The sequence below is a fragment of the Methylobacterium sp. 001424705 genome (assembly GCF_059816145.1).
In genome coordinates, this window is the sequence record NZ_JCBANU010000022.1 from 56,383 (window position 1) to 77,017 (window position 20,635).

The following is a 20,635-nucleotide window of genomic DNA, read 5'->3' on the forward strand; positions in this document are numbered from 1 at the left end:
TCGCGATAAATTCAAGCGGGTAGGGCGCCGCCTCGCGCACGGCACGTTGCGCGAACCGGTCGCGTGACGTTTAGAAGACACGCCCGCCTGCCCCGTTCGAGGACGAACCCCCGCCCCGTGAGACGTCTCCGCAAACCTTTCGAGATCGCAGGCGTCGCCGCCCAGCGTTTCGTCGCCCATGACGGCTGGGCCATCGCCAGCCACATCGCCCTCTCGAGCCTGACCGCGCTGTTTCCGTTTCTGATCCTGCTCGCCGCCCTGGCTGGTCTGTTCGGCACGAAGTCGCTCGCCGACGAGGCCAGCGTCCTCATCTTCGATGCCTGGCCGCGCGAAGTGGCCAAGCCCATCGTCAATGAGGTGCATCGGGTGCTGACCGAGCAGCGCGGAGGCGTGCTGACCCTGGGTGCCTTGCTGGCGCTTTACTTCTCCTCCTCTGGGGTCGAGAGCCTGCGGGTCGGGTTGAACCGTGCCTACGGCCTGCGCGAGGTACGGCCCTGGTGGCTGACGCGTCTCGAATCCATCGGCTATGTTGTCTGCGGCGCCTTCGCCATGCTGGCCTTCGCCCTCTTGGTGGTGCTTGGCCCCCTGATCTGGCGCAAAGTCATCAATGTGGCGCCGGGGCTCGAGCCCCTCAGCCTGACCGTCGCGATCGGACGGATCGGAATCACGGCCTTCCTGCTCCTCACCGTACTCGTGATCGCTCATAAGTTTGTCGCGACAGGGCGCCGCTCCGTCCTGGCGGTGGTCCCCGGAATCGCGGTGACCTTGCTGCTATGGTTCCTGGCCGGCCTCGGTTTCGGCTACTACCTCGACCGCTTCTCCAACGCCTACGCCTCCACTTATGGCGGCCTCGCCACCGCGATGGTGTTTCTGGTCTTCCTGTATTGGCTGGCCGCGATGTTCCTGTTCGGTGGCGAGATCAATGGCACCGTCATTGCAGCGCGACGCGTGCGGCTTCAGGCGCGGATGCAGGAGAAGCAGGCCCGGGCTCGGGGGCTCTGAGTCTGTACTGCTTCATCTGCGCGCAGGGCGCGCGATGACATCCGCCTGTGACCCTGGCGGCCTAGTGTCCCGGTTCGGGCACGGGCAGTGATGGCGTAAGCGGCGGCGCTGCGGCCGGCCCGGGGGAGCTTCGATGCGGATCAGGTTCGGTTGCGAGATGGGCTATGATTTTCCGCAGCCGACGCCCGTCATCGCCCGCCTGAACTCCTATCCGGTGAACGGCTTGGCTGCCGTACCGCCGGACGTGCTCACCCTCGATCCACCGCTGCCCCTGCGTACCTTCCGTGATGTCTTCGGCAATCGGACCGTGCGCTTCATGGCTCCCGCCGGTGCCCTGACCCTGAGCGTGCATGCGGAGACGGAGGATGACGGCGCCCTCGATCCGGTGGTGCTGGAAGCCGAGGAGCACGCGGTCGAGGATCTGCCGGAAGAGGCGCTGCCGTTCCTCGTAGCGAGCCGCTACTGCGAATCCGATCTCCTCTCGAGCGAGGCCTGGCGGCTGTTCGGGGACCTCGAGCCCGGCTGGTCGCGGGTGCAGGCGATCTGCGACTACGTCCACGGACACATCACCTTCGGCTATGGGTATGCCCACGTCGACCGCACCGCTGCCGATGCCTTCGCAAGTCGGCGCGGCGTGTGTCGCGACTATGCTCACCTGTTCGTCGCCTTCTGCCGGGCCCTGAATATCCCAACCCGCTACTGCACCGGCTATCTCAGCTTCATCGGCGAGCCCGAGCCGCATGCCCCGGGGGACTTCGCCGCCTGGACGGAGGTCTATCTCGGTGGCGCCTGGCACGTCTTCGACCCGCGCAACAATGCTCCGCGCCGAGGCCGGATCCTGGTGGCCCGTGGGCGCGATGCGGCGGACGTGCCCCTGACCCATACCTTCGGACCGAACCGCCTGACGAAGTTCCGGGTTTGGGCGGAGGACGGTGCGACGTCCGCCGCCTCGGATTGATCGCCTGCACCTGAAGACGCCGCATCGAGTGGGACGCGGATACCGTTCAGACGCAAGCGCAGCGTGAAGCCATAACTTTCAGGGTGCCGTCTAAGTCCTTGGCAAGACAACCAAAAGCCCTCGTCCAAGAACCGGCGAGGGCTTTTGGTTGTCGATTTGCGCTGCGCGGATCACGCCGCGAGCGGCATGCCTTGCGGCTCGGACCCCGCCATGAACTGGGCTCGCGCGAGATCGGCGAAGCGTCCGTTCTGAGCGACGAGCTCGTCGAAGCTGCCCGATTCGACGATCCGGCCCTCATGAAAGACGAGGATGCGGTCGGCGTTACGGATCGTCGCCAGGCGGTGGGCGATGACGAAGGTGGTGCGACCTTCCATCACGGCCTCCAGGGCACCCTGCAGCTTGCGCTCAGTGGTGGCATCGAGGGCCGAGGTGGCTTCGTCGAGGATCAGCACCGGCGGGTTCTTGAGGAGCGCGCGGGCGATGGAGAGGCGCTGGCGCTCGCCGCCGGAGAGCGAGCGTCCGCGCTCGCCGATCACCGTATCGAGGCCGTCGGCTTGGCGGGCCATGAACTCGGTGGCCTGGGCCCGCTCCAGGGCGTCGAGCATCTCGGCATCGGTGGCGTCCGGGCGGCCGACCTGCAGGTTCTCGCGGATCGAGCGGGCGAACAGCATCGGCTCTTGGAACACAACACCGATGTTGTGGCGCAGGCTGGACAGTCCGATGTCGCGGATATCGCTGCCGTCGATGCGGATGGCGCCGTGGTCCGGGTCGAAGGCGCGGTGCAGAAGGCCGAGCGTGGTCGACTTGCCCGAACCGGTGGTGCCGACCAGGGCGATCGTCTCGCCGGCCCGGGCTATGAAGGAAACATCTTCCAATGCCTTGCGGCGAGCGTTGTACGAGAAGCCGACGCCTTCAAAAGCGACCTCACCGTCGAAGCGCGTGACGTGCTGGGCACCCGGACGGTCGTGGACCGCTGGTGTGGTGTCAAGGATTTCGAAAAACTCGTCGATCTTGGGCATCTGCTGGAACAGGCCGTTGATGCAGGTCGCAACCTGGTCGAGGCGCGAGACCAGCATGGTCGCGAGGCTCATGAAGGCCACGACCTCGCCGACGCTCGCCTGACCGTGCTGGTGCAGGGCGATGCCGGTGATGAAGATCGCCGTCATGGTCAGGGTCGCGGAGGCGCGGGTGGCAACGTTGGCGAGCGCCCACCAGGACAGAACCGGGATCTGCGCGGCGAGCAGGTTGCGGATGATGTCGTGCATCGCGTCCTTCTCGGCCTTGGCACGGGTAAAGGATTGGATGACGGCGACGTTACCCAGCGCGTCAGAAGCGTGCTCGGCCAGGCCCGACTGGTAGGCCTCGACCCGGCCCTGCAGGGTCTCGGTACGACGCATGACCATCGTGGTCAGGGTCGTGAAGGCCAGCACGAGCACAACCAGGATCGAGCCGAGCTGCCAGTTCACGAACAGGGTCATCGGCAGGAGGACGATCAGGGAGACGAAGGCCACGAAGTGATCGCGGAAAAAGCCGAGCCAGAGCCAGAACATGCCGTTTGAGCCCTCCAGCATCGCCTTCAGGACGCGACCGGAATGGTTCGAGGAGTGGAAGGCGAGCGGCAGCTCGAGCACGTGCTCGAAGTAGTTGGCCATGGCGGTCAAACGGTTGCGGTGGGCCAGCCGGTCCGCGTGCAGGGCGATCGTCACGCCGGCCGCGATGGTGAACAGGCCGAAGGCCACCCAGGCGCCAATCAGGGGCGCCAGCGTCGTGAAGGCATTGGTGCTGCTCTTGAGGTGGGTGAGCTGGTCGATGATGCGGCCCATGAGAAGCGGCTCGGCGAACGCCGCCACCGCCAGGGCCACATTGGCGCAGGCCAGGACCGCCGCCAGACGGCGGTCGGAGCCCAGAAGACCCATGACCCGTACGTAAAGACGAACCAACGACATGATACCGTGTGCTCCGATCCCTGACCGGGTTGCGCGAACGCGTCCCGGCGGAAGCCGCCAAATCCTTGGCGTTGCGTGCCTTATGCGGAGCGCTCCCTGAACGGTGCATGACGCGAACCCCTCGGGTTTGGCCAGAGTCCGGCGGTGTTTTTTACGGTTCGTTCAACCTGAATCCGTAACGGTGGGGACGGCGCCTCGTCGTGCGGCGCCAACGCGGCATGCGGGCAGCCGCTCAGGCTCGAGTGATCATGGATCTCGCAACCGGTATCGGCCTCGTCGGCGGCTTCGCCGTCGTCTTCGTCCTGATCATGATCGACGGCGGCAACTTTGCCGCCTATTTCGACAAGCACGCCGTCATCGTCATCTTTGGCGGCGCCACCGCCGCGACGATGATGCGCTTCCCCTTCTCGACGATGATGCACGGGCTCCCGATGGGCCTGCGCTACGCCTTCTCGATGCGCGCCATCAAGCCACGCGACCTCATCGAGGAGATCACCAAGATAGCCGACGTGGTGCGGAAGTCCGGCCCGATGGCCTTGGAAAACATGGAGATCTCCGATCCCTTCCTGGCCCAAGGGGCACGCTACATCGCTGATGGTTATGACCGCGAGTTCATCCGGGACACCATGGAGCGCGACCGCGACAACTTCCTCATGCACCTCGACGAAGGCTCGAAGATCTACCGCGCCTTCGGCGACTGCGCCCCGGCCTGGGGCATGATCGGAACCATCCTCGGCATGGTGACGATGTTCGCCAACATGTCGGACCCCTCGAAGCTGGGCCCGGCTATGGCGACTGCCCTCCTCGCCACCCTCTACGGCGCCCTGATCGCCAACATGATCACCCTGCCGCTCGCCGACAAACTCCACGTGAAGCTGGAGGAGGAAGATGTGTCGCGCTCGCTTATCATCGACGGCATCCTGCTCATCCGCGACGCCAAGAGCTCCTCCCTGGTGCGCGAGATGCTCATCGCCTACCTCCCGCACAACCACCGCGACGAACTCGTGGCCGAGCCGGCGTGATGGCGCGCACCCGCATCACGCGCGACGGCGCCGATGGCTAAAAAGAAGCGCGGCGGCGCGCATGGCGGCCACGGCTGGTTCGTGACCTTCGCCGACCTGATGGCGCTTCTCATGAGCTTCTTCGTGATGATCGCCGCCTATTCGACCCAGGACCAGAAGAAGATGCAGGCGGTGGCCGGCTCCATGCGCGACGCGTTCGGCGTCAACAAGGAGTCGCGCTTTGCTGGCATCATCGAGAAGGACGGCCTCGCCCACGCCGACAAGGTCAAGTACAAGCGCGACATTCCCCCTGACCTTGCCTCCGATCACACCACCCCGCCCGCGGTCGACGGCAACGTTGACGAGGGTATGCCGGACAAGGGCTACCCGGACGGCGCCGGTCTCGCGGCAGCGAGCCTGCGTCAGGCGTTGCAGGACATGCCCGAGGTCGCCGAGCTATCGAAGAACATCATCGTCGCCCCCTCGCAACGCGGGATCGACGTGTCGATCGTCGACCAGGATGGCGCCTCGATGTTCCCCGATGGATCGAGTCGGCCCAATGCCCGTACCCGACGCCTCTTGGAGCGGATCGCCGGGACCTTGCGCAAGATGCCTAATCGCATCGCCATCACGGGCTACACTGCGACGGAGAGACCCGGAACGCGACTTCTCGCTCCGCCTTGGGAGCTTTCGGCCAATCGCGCGATCAGCGTGCGCGAGATCCTGGCCGGCAGCGGCGTACCCGATGACCGTTTCGCATCCGTGACCGGGAAAGCCGATACGGAGCCGCTGTTTCCGGACAATCCCTACCTCCCGGCCAATCGCCGGGTGACGGTGACGCTCCTCAGCGAAACGTCACCGACGCCTCGCATGAAGAACTTTCCCTGAGCCGCCGCGCCTGCGCCTCGTGCACCGTCCGGCCCGACGGCTGGCTCGATCGAGAGGCGTCATCGGCAACGGGAAAGTTTTTCTCGCCCAGCCATCCGGGGAGGCCTCTCTCCCCCCACCCCCTGGAAAACGCGCTCGCAGTCTGACGTCCGGTGGCTGTGCCAGCTTCCGGCCGGGACAGGTTATCCCCGGATAAAGCCTACTGTGCCAATAGGAGGGCCCAATAGACCTTGTACTTCGATCCTGGTGCGTAGGCGGTGGCGATGCCCATACGCTGCACACCGGGCGCAAGCATCGCTGCGTTGTGTGCCGGACTGTCGCGCCACCCGGAGAACGCCTCGGCCAAAGTGTGATACCCGGCCGACAGGTTGGCCTCTGCTGACTCGAAGCCGAGCCGCTCGACGGCATTCTTGACGGTCTGAGCCCGGCTCGGTCGATCGGCGGCGGCCATGGAGGCCGCCTCCGCCTCCGCCAGCTTCTGCAAGTCAGGATCAAGGCGCAGGGGCCCCGCGCCGTTTCGCGCGCGGTAGGCCGAGATCATGTCACGTGCAGTCGCCGTATCGACCTGTGCCGACTGCGTCGTCATCGACCAGTAGAGGCTGGGAAGCGTCGCATTTACAGGCTCCGGGGTAGCGCAGCCGGTGAGCAGAGCCAGACCGCCGGCCATCACGCCGGCTCCGAAAATCAGTACCGTCCTCCGCCCCACGCCTCGGTCTCCCTACGCACCGTGTCAGCTCCCCGCGCGCCGCCTCCCCGCCTCCGCGGAGCGCATCGGCTCGGCCTCGTCGAGCCGGTCCTCAACGCGCTGCGGCGCGGTTTGGTCTCCGGAGCGTTGCGGTTGGGCGAACGCGCTGGCGATCTGCCCTACGGCGCTCTGGAAAGAATCCAAGCCTTGCACCGTGACCACGCTGGACCCCGGCCCGAGGGCGGGGATCATTCCAGCCTGCGACAAGGTCTGAAAGACCGTAAGGTTCAAATCGTTCTGCACTTTCAGGCCAAGACTGACGTCGACGATCATGACGATCAGCTCGAATTCCAGGAAGGGATCGCCGATCTTGCGGAAGACGACGCGGGGCGGCGGTTCCTTGAGCACGTCCGGTTGGGCTTGAGCGCAGCCCATCAGGAGTTCGGCCGCGTGAACGGGGTCCTGGTTGCGCAGAACGCTGACCGTGATGCTGACGCGGCCGGTCCGATCGCCACGGACCCGGTTCTTCACAATACCGGAGATCAGGTTCGAGTTCGGCACGATCACAGCCGAGCGGTCGAAGGTCTGAATCTCGGTGGAACGCACCGAGATGCGTTTCACGATGCCTTCGCTGTCTCCGATCAGGACCTGATCGCCGACGCGGATCGGGCGCTCCCAGAGAAGAAGCAGGCCTGAGACGAAATTGTTGACGATGGATTGGAGACCGAAGCCGATACCGACCGAAAGGGCACCGGCCACGATGGTGAGTTTCTCCAGGCTCAGGCCCAGGTAGGAGAAGGCCAGCGCCAGGGTTAGTAGGAAGCCGATATAGCCCGCGATCGTCGAGATCGAATTGCGCAGGCCTGCGTCGAGGTCGGTGGCCGGCAGGTAGGTCTGTTCGAGCCAGCGCTGGATCGCCCGGGTCACCGCCATGCCGAGGAGCAGGAGACCGATGGCGAGCGCGATCGTGGAGAGCGAGATCGTGACGTCGCCGACCTTGAAGCCGAAGAAAGCGCTACGAACCGAGCTGAACACGTCGGTCGAGTCGAGGCCCCAGGGCGCCAGGGCAAGCAGCGCGGCCACGAGGACCAGTACCACTCGCGCGAGGCCGGTCGCCAGCACGGCGATCTGATTGATCGAGCGCTTGCGCAAGCCGGTATTGGCCTGGAGCGCGGTGGCGATCTTGGTGTCGTCGCAGAGCGTCCCCCCGATGAAGGTGTCGGCGCTGGAGATCAGCAGGAACAGCAGGACGAAGAGCCCCGCCGTCCAGACGAGCTGGTCGATGACGAAGGCCGCGAAGGCCACGTAGCCGACGAGGGGGGCGATGGCGATGACCACCACCGCCGCCCAGCCGAGAAGCCGCGCCGGGCCGCCGATCCCGGTGGTCGCCTCCGGCGCCACGTAGGGGCCGAAACACGCCTCCTCCTGCTCGGCCGAATCGGCGAAGCGATGCAGTCCGATGGCGAGGATCAGCGCTGTGGCGAGCGCGCCGATGCCGCGCGTGGCGATGGAGATGGGCAGCGCCGCCGAGATCCCCGAGTTCAGGGCCTCGATCGACTTGACCACTGTTATGACGATGGCGATGCCGACGGCTAGACGGGTCACCCGCGCAGCGGCGGCGTCGCTCATGGTCGCGACGCGCCAGGACGGCTTGTCGGGTGAGAGCAGTGCGTCGGCCAGGGCCTCCACGAAGGCGATGAAGGCCAGGCCACCGAGGATGGCGCCCGCCACCGGCAACAGGCGCAGGGGCAGGAGATCGGTGGCATCGAGGGCGTAATAGACCGCGTAGCTGCCGATGAACGCCGGGATGGTGCCGAGGAGGAACACGCGCCAGGCCGCGAGGAGCTTCCGGCGCTGCGAGGGGTCGAGGGCCTTGGCATCGCGCCGGCCGAGGCGTGGGGCGATGTTGCGACGCCCGAAATACAGGGCGATCGAGATACCGAAGGCGATCCCGAGCAGCAGCAGGTTTCCGATGGTGCCGTTGCGGGCGAACAGGGCCGCCGTATCCTCCACAGCGCCTTGCAAGGCGCGTCCGTCGCGTGGGATGTCGGCCGCGATCCTCATCCACAGGTCGGGATTCACGAGGGCGGTCGATCGCTCGAACAGGCCGCGAGTGAAGGCCGCGCGACGGCGGTTCGAGACCTGATCGACGATCTGGTCACTCTGGACCAGGAGGGAGCGGGCAAGTCGCTGGGTCTCGTCGATCTCCGCGACGGCGTGCTCGCGCTCCGTCCGCTCGCGCGCGACGTCCTCGCCCTCCTCACCGTCCTTCGGCTTCGGACCGAGCTGTGTCAGCCGCTCGCGGGCCGCATCGAGGCGCGGGGTGGTGATGTCGATGACGTGACGGATCTTGTCCGCGATCACCTCGATGCCTTCGCGGGCGCGGGTCAGGTCGCCGCTCCCGATATTCGGTCCGGTGAGGATTTTTTCGCGCTGCTCCAGATCCGCCTTAGCGCTGTCGAGCTGGTCGCGGACGTTTTGGATCTGCTCCGAAACGGCCGGCTTCGGGGCTACCGCTTTGGGGGCCGGCTTGCCATCTGCGGGGGCTGCTGGCGCAGGGGCCGGGGCAGCCTTCGTCGGGGCCGCGGCGGGCGCCGCCGTGGGCGTGCCCTGCCCGACTGCGCCCGCAGGAGCCAGGACGAGGACACCCAGCCAAGCGGCGATCAGTGCCGCACCTCGGGTGCCTCGGGTCGTCTGGCCTCTCGGGATACCGCCCATGATGATCCTTTCGCGCTGCGCCGTCGCGTGGTTCTGGCGCGCTGTCGCGCCTCGCCTCGTCGGGCCACTGGCAACCCGCATGCCCGAACCGGACGGGTAGAACCTGCACGACTCGGAAGCACGGGGAGCGACCGGAAACCGCCCCATCGCCGAGCAATGGGGCGAAAGGCTGACGGTGCGGCAGATACAGGCAGCCGATCGGTACGGATCGCCGGTCTGTGGGCGCGACCTCGTGGAGAGCGGGGGTGACCTTCACAAGCGTGTCACGCTGATATTAGACTAAATCCCGATGGACTTGGCCTTTTCGTTCCCGTGCGAGGAGGTGGCGACGACCATCCGCGCCGATGTGCGTCGCCACGAACCGGGCGTTCCCGCCCGATGCGACGGCTTTTGGCCAATGCCTGGCTCTCCCGCCCCTCCTCGGCGCTTGTCGAGCGGCTGGGCCCTACCCCCATTTCCGCCTGCGCCACGACGCTCCGGGACGCGGAGATGTTTGATCTTTCACCAACCTGGGACGATGCGCCCACCGACCTCCGCGCGTTGTCCCTCTGTTGACCCGTCGAGAGGGTAGCGCCGATGCTGGATCTTCAAACGCTCGTACTGAATGCGGATTATCGGCCGCTCTCTTATAATCCGCTCTCCTTGTGGTGTTGGAAGGATGCCTTCACAGCATTGTTCCTCGATCGAGTCACGCTGGTGGCCAGCTACGACGTCGAGGCTCGGTCCCCGTCTCGCTCGCTGCGCGTGCCCAGCGTCGTTGCACTGAAGAGCTATGTGACGCTGGCACGTAGCCCGGCCTTCACCCGCTACAACATCTACCTGCGAGACACTTTTTCCTGTCAGTATTGCGGCCTGCGCCTTCCGGCGGGTGGCCTAACCTTCGACCATGTCGTGCCCCGGTCCCGCGGCGGCCTGTCGAGCTGGGAGAACGTCGTCGCGGCCTGTTCCCCCTGCAATCTGCGCAAGGCCAATCGCACCCCGGCAGAGGCGGACATGCCGCTGCTCCACGAGCCGCACCGGCCGACACGGCACGAGCTGCACCGCCGCCAGCCGGAGTTCGATCACCGGGAGTATCACCACACTTGGCTCGATTATCTCTACTGGGACACCGAGTTGGAGACCTGAGTGCGGTCAGAGCGCCTGGAAGCGCGGCGGAGGCTCATTGTAGAGCGGTAGTGCGAGAGAGCGCGGCACGCGACGGACGGGAATCAGGACGACCGGGCGTCGCGGGGCAACGTAGACCGGATCCCGGTAGGCGATGTGCGGCGGGAGGAGAGGACGCCGGTCGCCCCGGCCGGGTTCGCCGCCTGCGTGAGCGGGCGCTGCTCCCACGAACGAGGCCGCAGCGCTCGCGAACAAGGCCGCGGCGCTGCCGAGTAAGATGTGGCGACGCATGAACGAACTCCCGGCGGCGGCGTGGTCGCCGCGCGGACGACCGTAAAAGAAAAGAGCGAGCGATCGCTTAAGGGCCTTCAGAATTTCACGGCGGCGCCGGCCCGCACGGTGCTGATGGCGATCCGGTTCGCGGCACTCTGCTGGAAGTCGTTGAGCATGACGTACTGATATTCGCCACGCAGGAGGATGTTGCTCGTCAGGGCGAACTCCAGGCCGCCACCAAGGACGAAGCCGCCCATGGTCTTGGTCTTGGCAGTGCGGACCACCTGGGTGGCCGGAGTTCCGGATTCCGGGTTGTTCGGGTCGAAGCCGTTCGCTGTGTAGCCGAAGTTCTTGACCGCCACGGGATTGCCCGTCGTCAGAGCTTGGTTGGCCTTGTAGGCGATCGTGTCGTAGCCGTAATCCTGAATCGCGACGGATTGCTCGGTATGGACCCGGCCGATGGCGAGGCCGCCCGTAACGTAGGGCAGGAAGTTTCCGATCGCGTAGCCGCCGCGGGCGCGAATCGTGCCGTAATCCTCGATCCGCGCGGTCGCGGCACCGGTCAACGAGACCGTCTCCAGGTAACCGTCGGATCCGACCTTGAACCGGCTGAGGCTGTCCCGCGTCGAGGCTGTCCGGTCGAACCGCGTATAGTCGGCCTCAAGGCCGATCACGGTCTCGTCGAACTGGTAGTTGAAGCCCGCGAAGGCGCCGTAGCTGGCCCCTTCCATATTGCCACCCCGGGACGCAAGCAGGCTGGAGGCGTTGAAGGTCGTTTCTGCGGTGGAGTAGCGCAAGGCGTTCGACACCAGCGGCGTGTAGGCGTTCTTGAAGCCGGCGGTCGCCGACGAGTACCCGCCGTGTCCACCGAAATAGACGCCGTTCCAGTCGATGATCTGGACTTCGGGTTCGTAGTCGGAGCCGCGCAGGATGCCGTAATCGAGGTCCGCGCCCCACGCCGGCACGACGATTCCGACAGTGAAACCGGTCAGGAGCGCGAGGGAAACGGTACGCATCGATGTCGTCCTTAGGGCGTGAGCCCGATGGGTCAGATGGCTGAGCCTATGGTTCGGTTTTACTTGAGTAACCTTAACGTTCCGTTGCCCTGTCCTTCGCGGGAACGGTAAGGAGCCCGGCGGCGAGGCGCTCGCCGGGCCGGGTCCCTTATTCGTAGGGATTTCGGTTCCAGCTCGCACCGGGGAGGCTCGCCGGACCGCCAGCGAAGCGGTAGCGCAGGCCGACGCGGACCTCATGCGAGGCGAGGTCCTTCAGGCGCGAATCGAAGCCGTAGGTGTCGAGCCCTGTCTTGGCGCGGCCGAGATCGACGTAGCGATAGCTGGTGTCGAGGCTCAGGCCGGCGCCGATCTCGTAGGACACGCCGCCTGTGAGGGCCCAGGCCAAGGAAGCGACCGAGCGGCGCGGGCGCCGCACAACGTCGCGCAAGCCGGTGCCCGCATTGCCGTCGCAGGCTTCCAGGATGCAGGTCGTCTGGGTGTAGGCCTTGCCGAGATGCTTATCGGCGAAGCCGATGCCCCCGCCAATATAGGGCGTCAGGCCCCACCAGGTCCCGAGGTCGGCATAGATGTTCACCAATCCGGTGAGGACGTCGAGCTGAGCGGATTCGATGTTGTAGCCCGTCACGAAGCCCGAGCCCGACGAATAGGCGCTGTAGCGGGCGGGCATCCGCTGATCGATCGTGGCGTCCACGCGCAGCCAGTTGTTGATGCGGTAGCCGACGCCGCCGCCATAGCCGGGAACCGTCTCGAGATTCAGGCGCGTGAGGGGATTGAGGGGGCGTCCGTCGGCCGGCGCTGGGGTCGCATCATGGGGACGGGCATAATCGCTGACCGTCGCGTCGACCCGGAGGTACCACCCCTCCCCGATGGCGACTGGGGCCGGTGGCGGTGGTGGCAGGGGGCGAAGATCCGCCGCCGAGGCGGTGGGCGCCAGCCCTTGAGCAGCGAGCATCAGCCCGAAGGCCGTGACGAACCGGAACGTGGATGCGGCCATGACACTCTCGAACGCTGAACGATTTGAAGCGATCGAAGGGGCGCGCGGCACGCCTCGGATCACGCAACGCCGCACTTTAGAGCGGAACCGTTAGAGAGGACTTAACCCTAACACTTTGTCGCAACGGGGTTTTTGATGATCGCCGACGCCCGGAAACGGACGAAGGCCGAGGACGCGGCACCCCGCGTCTTCGGCCTTCGGATCCATCCGGTCTCTGTCCCTGCTGGGGGGAGCCACCCGGCAGGGCACGCCTCCGTCAGTATTTGCGAACCAACGGGGCCGGCTCGGGCTGATACTCGGCGACTGCAGGGGCGACGATGCCACCGAGCAGCCAGCGCATGCCTATCCGGACGTCGTGGGAGGTGACCTCCTTCACCTTGTAGACCGCGCCACCGCAATCCTGGTTGATGCAGTTCACGACACCCGAGCGCACGTCACCCAGATTGAGGTAGCGATAGCCGAGTTCCAGCTTCAAATTGGGCGTCACGCTGTAGGCGAGACCGGCCATAGCCGCCCAGGCCAGCGTGTTCGAATGTTTGTCCTTCGCGAATCCATACCCGCCGGTCGCGTTGCCGAAGCCGCGATCGTTGAATCCGGAAAAGTCGTGGAACGCAGTGCCGACGCCGCCGCCGACGAAGGGCGTCACGCCATACCAGGTGCCGAGATCGATGTAGCCGTTCGCCATTACGACGACGGACGCCAAGTTGGCCTGATACGCGTTGACCCCGCGGCACCCATCCGAGCGGCAATCCGCTCCATAGCTGTCCTGGAAGGTCAGCTTGCCGCCGCCGCGGTACTCGGCCGTGATATCGCCGTGGAAGTAAGCGCCGAACTGATAGCCGACACCGCCGCCGGCGAAGAATTGGCTTTCGATGGCCTTCTGGTCGTATCGGTACCCGTCCGGAAGCGATCCCTTCAGGACCGTGGTCGAGATGGCGCCCACGCTGGCTGCGCCAACGCCGACGTCGCCGCGCAGGTACCAGCCGCCGCCGATCTCAACGGGCGGGGGCAGCGGCTCGGGCGGCAGGGGCGGAAGCAGATCCGCCGCTTGGGCGAGGCAGGGCGCTGCCACGCTCGCAAAGAGCGTGATCGAGCGCGCCAAGGCAGACAGCTTGGTGCGGCGCATCGGATGTCCTTCAATCGACCGTGTGCCGGAAGCCTGAAATGCCGGCGGGATGACGGGGACATCATGGGATCCAAGAGTTAAATCGGATTTAACGTTAAATCTTATCCTTGCGGATGCGTTGACGGCTGTCACACAACGCTTGGTCCGTGACTACGGCGGTATGCACGCTCGTTTTGAGTGGGAATTTAAGCGACAGGGAAACACTGCCCGTGCCCAGCAGACCAGAGGATGTTCGCCGCTTGGCCGGGGCACTTCCTGAAGTAACCGAGGGGGCGCACAACGGACACCCGGACTTTCGGGTTCTTGGGCGGATCTTCGCGACGCTGTGGGTGGAAGAGGAACGGTTGGTTCTGCGCCTCTCGCGAACGCTGCAGGCCGAGTGGATCGAGGCCGAGCCCGATCTCTTCGAAGCGGTGGACGGCGCTTGGGGTCGGCGCGGCTGGACTTGTCTCACCCTTTGGGAGGCGGATGAGGACATGCTGGCCGCAGCTCTCCTGGCCGCCTGGCGAGAGGTCGCACCTGCGGCTTACGATCAGATCTAGGGTCTCGCATCTCGAACGGGCCAAAGCATCTGTGCCGAGCCGTTTTAGTCAAACCCGAGCGAATTCACGCCGCAGCTTTGGCAACAGCCTCGACTACATCATCCACCACCTCCGTGACGAGGCCCCGGTCGTCCCCTTCGGCCATCACACGGATCACCGTCTCGGTGCCCGACGGGCGGATCACCAGGCGGCCGGAATTGCCGAGGCGCTCACGCGCCTGAGCAATTGCCGTGACGACCGAATCCGCACTCAGCGGCTGGCCGGACCGGTAGCGTACGTTCTTGAGGATTTGCGGCAGCGGCTCGAAGCAGTGGCAGACTTCGCTGACCGGGCGCTCCTGACGCTTCACGACGCTGAGCAACTGCAAAGCCGCCACGAGGCCGTCGCCGGTGGTGGCGTAATCCGACATGATGATGTGTCCGGACTGCTCGCCGCCGAGATTGTAGCCGTGCTCCCGCATGTGTTCGAGCACGTAGCGGTCCCCCACTGCGGTGCGCGCCAGATTCAGACCGATGCCACCCAGGAAGCGCTCCAGGCCCAGGTTCGACATGATCGTTGCGACCAGCCCCGGCTGCGTTAGGCGGTCATCCTCCTTCCATGACCGGGCGACCACGGCCATCAGCTGATCACCGTCGACGGACTGGCCCTTCTCATCGATGATAAGGACCCGGTCTGCGTCGCCATCCAAGGCGATGCCGATATCAGCGCGCAGCTCCCGAACCTTGGCCGCAAGCGCAGCCGGCGCGGTTGAACCGACGTCACGGTTGATATTGAAGCCGTCTGGCTCCACACCGATGGCGATCACTTCGGCACCCAACTCCCAGAGGGTTTCGGGTGCCACTCGGTAGGCGGCGCCGTTCGCGCAATCCACGACGATGCGCAGGCCGTCAAGGGTGACGTTGCGCGGCAGGGAGCGCTTGGCGAATTCGATGTAGCGGGCGTGCACGCTCTCGATGCGCTTGGCACGTCCAAGGTCCCGCGAACCTGCCAGACGCTTATGCAGTTCGCCGTCGATCAGTGCCTCGATCTCCCGCTCGACATCGTCACTGAGCTTGAAGCCGTCGGGCCCGAACAGCTTGATGCCGTTGTCCTCAAAAGGATTGTGCGAGGCCGAGATCATTACCCCGATATCGGCACGCATGGATCGGGTGAGCATTGCAACGGCCGGGGTTGGCATCGGCCCGAGTTGGAGTACGTCCATGCCCATCGATGTGAAGCCGGCAATCAGGGCGGTTTCAATCATGTAGCCCGAGAGACGCGTATCCTTGCCGATCACGACTCGATGGCGGTAATCGCCGCGCTGGAAGATTAAGCCTGCCGCTTGACCGACCTTCAGGGCAAGTTCCGGCGTGATGACGCCGTTGGCCCGTCCCCGGATACCATCCGTGCCGAAATACTTGCGCGACATGCTTTTCGCGTCCCGTCTGCTGTTCTCGTGTGTAGGGGAACTGAGTCCGCCTTAAGACGCAATCCTCCGACTGACCGCCGGTGATGATGCTTCGGCATTAGGTTCACCCATGGGATGAAAATCCGGTTGCCGGATCCCGCCCTTGAAGACCAAATCCATCATATCGTTAGGACGGCCTTGATACGAACGAGCCCGCCGGTGGCGGGCTCGTGATGTCAGATGTGGCTTATCTCAGGTTTTAAGCCTGTGGCTGAGGCTCCAGTCCATCACTGCCGCGTGGACGGCCACGGCCGGCAGACGGAACGGATGAGCCGCGCAGCGTGGTCGGTCCATCGCCCGCGTCCCGTATCGGAGGTTTGCCCGCGATGAGGTTCTTGATCTCGTCACCGGACAGGGTTTCGTATTCGAGGAGACCCTGAGCCAATGCCTCTAGATCGTCCTTGTGCTCACCGAGGATGCGGCGCGCCTCTTCGAGGCCGGTTTCCACGAGGCGGCGAACCTCCGCGTCGATCTTCTGAGCGGTCGCCTCCGAGACCGTCTGCTGACGACCCATCGACATGCCCAGAAAGACCTCGTCGTTGTTCTCTCCGTAGGCCACGGTACCAAGCTCGGGCGAGAAGCCCCAGCGAGTCACCATCATGCGGGCAAGACGGGTCGCCTGCTCGATGTCGGACTGTGCACCCGAGGTCACCTTGTCGGCGCCGAAGGTCATCTCCTCGGCGATGCGTCCGCCCATCATGATGGCGAGGCGCGAGGTCATCTGTTCGAAGGACATCGAGAGCTTGTCGCGCTCGGGCAGCTGCATGACCATGCCCAGTGCCCGGCCGCGCGGGATGATCGTAGCCTTGTGGACAGGGTCCGTCGCCGGGACGTTGAAGGCCACGATGGCGTGGCCGCCCTCGTGATAGGCGGTCAGCCGCTTCTCGTCCTCGGTCATGACCAAGGTGCGCCTCTCGGCACCCATCATCACCTTGTCCTTGGCATCCTCGAACTCGTGCATCGTGACGATGCGCTTGCCGCGCCGCGCGGCGAGCAGGGCCGACTCGTTGACGAGGTTCATCAGGTCGGCACCCGAGAAGCCGGGGGTGCCGCGCGCGATGACCTTGAGGTCGACGTCCGGCGCCAGAGGCACCTTGCGGACGTGGACGCGCAAGATGCGCTCACGGCCGACGACGTCGGGATTCGGCACCATGATCTGGCGGTCGAAGCGGCCCGGACGCAGCAGGGCGGGGTCGAGCACGTCGGGACGGTTGGTCGCCGCGATGATAATCACGCCCTCGTTGGCCTCGAAGCCGTCCATCTCCACGAGGAGCTGGTTCAGGGTCTGCTCGCGCTCGTCGTTGCCGCCGCCGAGGCCGGCGCCACGATGGCGGCCGACCGCGTCGATCTCGTCGATGAAGATGATGCAGGGGGCGTTCTTCTTGGCCTGCTCGAACATGTCGCGCACGCGCGAGGCACCGACACCGACGAACATCTCGACGAAGTCAGAGCCGGAGATGGTGAAGAAAGGCACGTTGGCTTCGCCCGCGACCGCCCGGGCGATCAGGGTCTTACCCGTGCCGGGGGGGCCAACGAGGAGCACGCCGCGCGGGATGCGGCCGCCCAGGCGCTGGAACTTCTGCGGGTCACGCAGGAACTCGACGATCTCCTGCAGGTCCTCCTTGGCTTCCTCGACGCCGGCGACGTCGTCGAAGCTCACACGGCCGGAGGCCTCGGTGAGAAGCTTGGCCTTCGACTTGCCGAAGCCCATTGCGCGCCCTGCCCCGGACTGCATCTGCCGGGAGAGAAAGATCCAGGCGCCGATGAACACGAGGATCGGCAGCCAGCTCACGAGCAGCTGAATGAACCATGGCGTGTTGTCGGATGGGGGACGAGCGGTGATCTGCACGCCCTTGCTTTGCAGCTTGGACACGAGGCTCGGGTCGTTGGGGGCATAGGACGTAAAGTTGCCGCCGCCGACATAGGTGCCGCTGACATCCTGCCCGGAGATCACAACCGTCTGAATCTTACCGGAATCGGCATCATTCAGGAGCTGGCTGTAGGCGATCTCGGAACCGCCACCACGATGACCCGGGTTCTGAAACAGGGTCACAAGGGCGAGCACGAGCAGGAAGATGACGACCCACAAGGCGAAGTTGCGGAAATTCGGGTTCATCGATCAATCCCTGGAGGCATCGGGGCCCGCCGCGCGAATTGGGGCGGGTCGCTCCTGACGCTCCCCGCCAATGTAGGCAGCGAGTCCCCCCTTGCCAAGTCGAAGGGGAGGCCGTGCCATGGCCATGCCGCCGCGGCAGGGCCGCATCGGATGGGAGGGTTACGAAGATTTCCTTCCCCGGCGCAGTGGCGCCGAGGTCAGCACCAGATCCCCTGCCCGCGTCACTTCGAACAATATCCCACGCAGAGTCCGGCGTACCGGAATCCCCTCATGCAGCGCGGGTCGAAGGTCATCCAGAACGAGGGCTTCGAGCCGTTCCAGCCGCTCCGGGCTATCGGGCTTCATCTGCTCCGCCGCGAGGCTCGCAACACGAAGAAGTACGGCGTCCGGCAGGAAGCGGAGATGGGGACCGTCCAGGTGGATGCCGGGGCGGCACTCGGGCCGGAGTGCCGTCACGAAAGCGATCCGCGCCGCTTCCGTCAAGGCCGCGTCGTCACGAGCGCAGCGCGCCGCGAGACGGCAGAGCCGATCCGGACTCAGACCTTCGCGGGTGAGGTCCGGTATGAGCCGGCGCAGGCGTGCTCGGGCGAAGCGTTCGTCGTCGTTGGATGGGTCGCGCACGAAGGCGAAGTGCCGGCGCTCGCAATAGTCCACGAGTTGAGCCTTTGCGATTTTCAGGAAGGGCCGTGCCAGTCTGATGGAAGGTGTCAGGGATCGCTCGGTGCGCATACCCGCGAGGCCTGCCGGCCCGCTCCCCGCCAGGAGACGCATCAGAACGGTCTCGGCCTGATCGTCCCGGGTGTGCCCGGTGAGCACGAGGCCGGCACCGATGGTTTCGGCATGGGTGGCAAGGAGAGCGTAACGCGCGATGCGGGCGGCCTCCTGAAGCCCCCGCGACGGCTTTGGCCCGGTCCAGGCCAAGGTTCGGTGGGGGAGACCGACAGCTTCGGCGAGGCTGGCGACCGCCGCGGCTTCCACGCCCGCTTCAGGCCGAATGTTGTGATCGACCGTGGCGACGTGGACGGTCGCCGCAGGATCGACGGCCGCCGCGGCAGCCATCAACGCGGTCGAATCGGGTCCGCCGGAGACCGCGAGGAGGACCGTTCCGCCAGTCAGATAGGGGCGGAGCGCGTCCTCGACCGCGTCGACCGGTTTGCTCAGGCGGCGCAGCGCGCGCGCTTCTGTTCGCGGGTCACGCCCTGGCGGACGCTGGTGCTGGCAGAAGGAAATTTACGCTCCAATTCCGCGAGGGTCGCACAGGCCTGCTCGCGGGCTCCGAGCGCATTGAGCGAGGCTCCGAGCTTCAACATGGCATCCGGCGCCTGCGCCGAGCGTGCATAGTCCGTGGAGACTTTCAGGAATTGCTCGGCCGCCTCGCGGTTGCGATTGCGCTGTAGGTAGCTCTCGCCGAGCCAGTAGGTTGCTGATGGCACCAGTGCGTCGCGCGGGTGGGATTGGATGAATTGGCGCAGGCCCATCTCGGCCTGCTCGTACTGGCGCTGAAGGATGTAGGCGTAAGCCATCTCGTAATCGGCGCGCGCATCCCCCGTCCCCGTAGCAGCGACGCTGCCGGCCCGGGGCGGATTCGGAAGTGCACCGGTGGTCGGAACGCGGGCGGGCGGTGACAGGTCGACTGGGCCGCCGAGACCAGGCGGCGTCAGGCCGGGCTCCTCGTCATCCGCCTCGACGACCGCCGGAGGCACGTTGCGAGCCCGGGGCGCTTCGGCCCCCGCCCCGCTCGGCGTGGTGGTACCCAGCTGCATCGGCGCGCCCGGTTTGCCAAGATTGTGCTCGGGATCGAAGGCGTCGCTGCGCTTCTGGGGCTTGGCCGGAGCCGGATTGGTCCCCGATGGAGCGCCGCTGCGGCCCCCCTTCGCCTCCTGCAGGCGGAACTCCACGTCCTCCTGAAACTTACGGAGCTGCTCCTTCAACTGGCGATTTTCATACTGCAGCGTTTCGATCTGCCCCGCGGTCTGACGCGACTGGTTCTCCAGCCGATTGAGCCGGACGACGAAGTCGGACGCGTCCTGCGCCATCGCGGGAGCCGACATCCCCCAGAGGATCGATCCCGTGACGGATCCGGCTGCGGTGGCGAGGCGGGTCGCGAGGAGGAGGCGGGCAAGCATGACGGGCGTTACCGGTGGTCGAGGAGCGGAGGTGCGTTCGCGAAGATCGCAGCCCGCCGATAGCAAATGCTGTCCTACGCGGCAAAAATGCGGCCATGCCGCGGCACATCGTTTCGGGCGCGGGATCCTGAGGAGGGTTCGGCTCCGAGATCCCGCGGCATCCTTGCGTCAGGAACCAGCGCCGCGATCGAGCACGGTGACGGCGCGGCGATTCTGGGACCAGCACGAGATGTCGTTGCACACGGCCACCGGACGCTCCTTGCCATAGGAGACGGTACGGATCCGCCCATTCGCGATGCCGCGCGAGGCCAGGTAGTCCTTCACAGACTGGGCGCGGCGCTCGCCGAGGGAGAAGTTGTACTCTCGGGTGCCGCGCTCGTCGGCGTGCCCCTCGATCAGGAAGGTGTAGCGCGGATAGCGCTGCAGCCAGTTGGCCTGCTTGTCCAGGGTGGCGGTGGCGGTCGAGGTCAGATCGGTGGAGTCCGATTCGAAGAACACCCGGTCGCCGATATTCACCACGAAGTCCTGGGCACTGCCGGGGGTGTTGGCGCCGCCGTTCATGCCACCGCCGGCGCCGAACCCGGAGGCGTCGGCCAGATCCTTGTCGTTGGTGCAGGCTGCGACGCTGAGGGCGGCGCAGAGGGCGGCCGCCAGCGGAAACACGCGGAAGCGCGCAATCATGGACATGATCCT

Annotated in this window: 17 protein-coding genes; 6 read left to right on the forward strand and 11 right to left on the reverse strand. The window is 65.8% G+C overall.

What is annotated here, in order from left to right:
- Positions 1-117 precede the first annotated feature (117 nt).
- Both AC6EUL_RS16615 and AC6EUL_RS16620 read left to right on the forward strand, forming a co-directional pair.
- Positions 118-1,002, forward strand: coding sequence for a YihY/virulence factor BrkB family protein (locus AC6EUL_RS16615; RefSeq protein WP_056271704.1), 885 nt, complete (start codon positions 118-120; stop codon positions 1,000-1,002).
- Between the two features lie 133 nt (positions 1,003-1,135).
- A complete protein-coding gene (locus tag AC6EUL_RS16620; RefSeq protein WP_499871399.1) occupies positions 1,136-1,960 on the forward strand; it encodes a transglutaminase-like domain-containing protein in 825 nt (274 codons plus the stop codon).
- Between the two features lie 170 nt (positions 1,961-2,130).
- On the opposite strand, the gene AC6EUL_RS16625 is transcribed toward AC6EUL_RS16620, so the two are convergent.
- Positions 2,131-3,906, reverse strand: a complete 1,776-nt coding sequence (locus tag AC6EUL_RS16625; RefSeq protein ID WP_056350040.1) for a glucan ABC transporter ATP-binding protein/ permease — start codon at positions 3,904-3,906, stop codon at positions 2,131-2,133.
- 248 nt (positions 3,907-4,154) lie between these two features.
- Here AC6EUL_RS16625 and AC6EUL_RS16630 point away from each other — a divergent pair, with 248 nt between their 5' ends.
- Both AC6EUL_RS16630 and AC6EUL_RS16635 read left to right on the forward strand, forming a co-directional pair.
- Positions 4,155-4,928 carry a motility protein A gene (locus AC6EUL_RS16630; protein WP_056221112.1) on the forward strand — a complete coding sequence of 258 codons (774 nt, stop codon included), beginning with the start codon at positions 4,155-4,157 and terminating at the stop codon, positions 4,926-4,928.
- 33 nt (positions 4,929-4,961) lie between these two features.
- Positions 4,962-5,795 carry an OmpA/MotB family protein gene (locus AC6EUL_RS16635; RefSeq protein WP_056271697.1) on the forward strand — a complete coding sequence of 278 codons (834 nt, stop codon included), beginning with the start codon at positions 4,962-4,964 and terminating at the stop codon, positions 5,793-5,795.
- A gap of 199 nt (positions 5,796-5,994) precedes the next feature.
- Here AC6EUL_RS16635 and AC6EUL_RS16640 read toward each other — a convergent pair whose 3' ends face one another.
- Both AC6EUL_RS16640 and AC6EUL_RS16645 read right to left on the reverse strand, forming a co-directional pair.
- Positions 5,995-6,462, reverse strand: a complete 468-nt coding sequence (locus tag AC6EUL_RS16640; protein ID WP_499871402.1) for a CAP domain-containing protein — start codon at positions 6,460-6,462, stop codon at positions 5,995-5,997.
- Positions 6,463-6,525: 63 nt separating this feature from the next.
- Positions 6,526-9,198 (reverse strand): DUF3772 domain-containing protein, encoded by a 2,673-nt coding sequence (locus AC6EUL_RS16645; protein ID WP_499871404.1) that lies wholly within the window; start codon positions 9,196-9,198, stop codon positions 6,526-6,528.
- 576 nt (positions 9,199-9,774) lie between these two features.
- On the opposite strand from AC6EUL_RS16645, the gene AC6EUL_RS16650 reads away from it, so the two are divergent.
- A complete protein-coding gene (locus AC6EUL_RS16650) occupies positions 9,775-10,323 on the forward strand; it encodes an HNH endonuclease (protein WP_055950293.1) in 549 nt (182 codons plus the stop codon).
- 347 nt (positions 10,324-10,670) lie between these two features.
- Here the strand turns inward: AC6EUL_RS16650 and AC6EUL_RS16655 are convergent, their stop codons facing one another.
- From AC6EUL_RS16655 to AC6EUL_RS16665, 3 genes are all read right to left on the reverse strand, one after another.
- Complete coding sequence (locus AC6EUL_RS16655; protein WP_056271691.1) at positions 10,671-11,591, reverse strand: outer membrane protein; 921 nt, start codon at positions 11,589-11,591, stop codon at positions 10,671-10,673.
- 148 nt (positions 11,592-11,739) lie between these two features.
- Positions 11,740-12,585, reverse strand: coding sequence for an outer membrane protein (locus AC6EUL_RS16660; RefSeq protein ID WP_499871407.1), 846 nt, complete (start codon positions 12,583-12,585; stop codon positions 11,740-11,742).
- Between the two features lie 256 nt (positions 12,586-12,841).
- Complete coding sequence (locus AC6EUL_RS16665; protein ID WP_056350035.1) at positions 12,842-13,711, reverse strand: outer membrane protein; 870 nt, start codon at positions 13,709-13,711, stop codon at positions 12,842-12,844.
- Between the two features lie 239 nt (positions 13,712-13,950).
- Here AC6EUL_RS16665 and AC6EUL_RS16670 point away from each other — a divergent pair, with 239 nt between their 5' ends.
- Complete coding sequence (locus AC6EUL_RS16670) at positions 13,951-14,253, forward strand: MmcQ/YjbR family DNA-binding protein (protein WP_244472588.1); 303 nt, start codon at positions 13,951-13,953, stop codon at positions 14,251-14,253.
- A gap of 64 nt (positions 14,254-14,317) precedes the next feature.
- Here the strand turns inward: AC6EUL_RS16670 and glmM are convergent, their stop codons facing one another.
- The 5 genes from glmM to pal all read right to left on the reverse strand — a co-directional run bounded on the left by glmM (position 14,318) and on the right by pal (position 20,629).
- Complete coding sequence (gene glmM / locus AC6EUL_RS16675) at positions 14,318-15,661, reverse strand: phosphoglucosamine mutase (protein WP_056379416.1); 1,344 nt, start codon at positions 15,659-15,661, stop codon at positions 14,318-14,320.
- Between the two features lie 238 nt (positions 15,662-15,899).
- Entirely contained in the window at positions 15,900-17,816 is a 1,917-nt protein-coding gene (ftsH, locus tag AC6EUL_RS16680) for an ATP-dependent zinc metalloprotease FtsH (protein ID WP_056221088.1), read from the reverse strand.
- Positions 17,817-17,975: 159 nt separating this feature from the next.
- Positions 17,976-18,875 (reverse strand): tRNA lysidine(34) synthetase TilS, encoded by a 900-nt coding sequence (gene tilS / locus AC6EUL_RS16685; RefSeq protein WP_499871410.1) that lies wholly within the window; start codon positions 18,873-18,875, stop codon positions 17,976-17,978.
- 98 nt (positions 18,876-18,973) lie between these two features.
- Positions 18,974-19,942, reverse strand: coding sequence for a tol-pal system protein YbgF (gene ybgF / locus AC6EUL_RS16690; protein WP_499871412.1), 969 nt, complete (start codon positions 19,940-19,942; stop codon positions 18,974-18,976).
- 168 nt (positions 19,943-20,110) lie between these two features.
- On the reverse strand, positions 20,111-20,629 hold the full coding sequence (gene pal, locus AC6EUL_RS16695) for a peptidoglycan-associated lipoprotein Pal (RefSeq protein ID WP_056221079.1): 519 nt from the start codon (positions 20,627-20,629) through the stop codon (positions 20,111-20,113).
- Positions 20,630-20,635 lie beyond the last annotated feature (6 nt).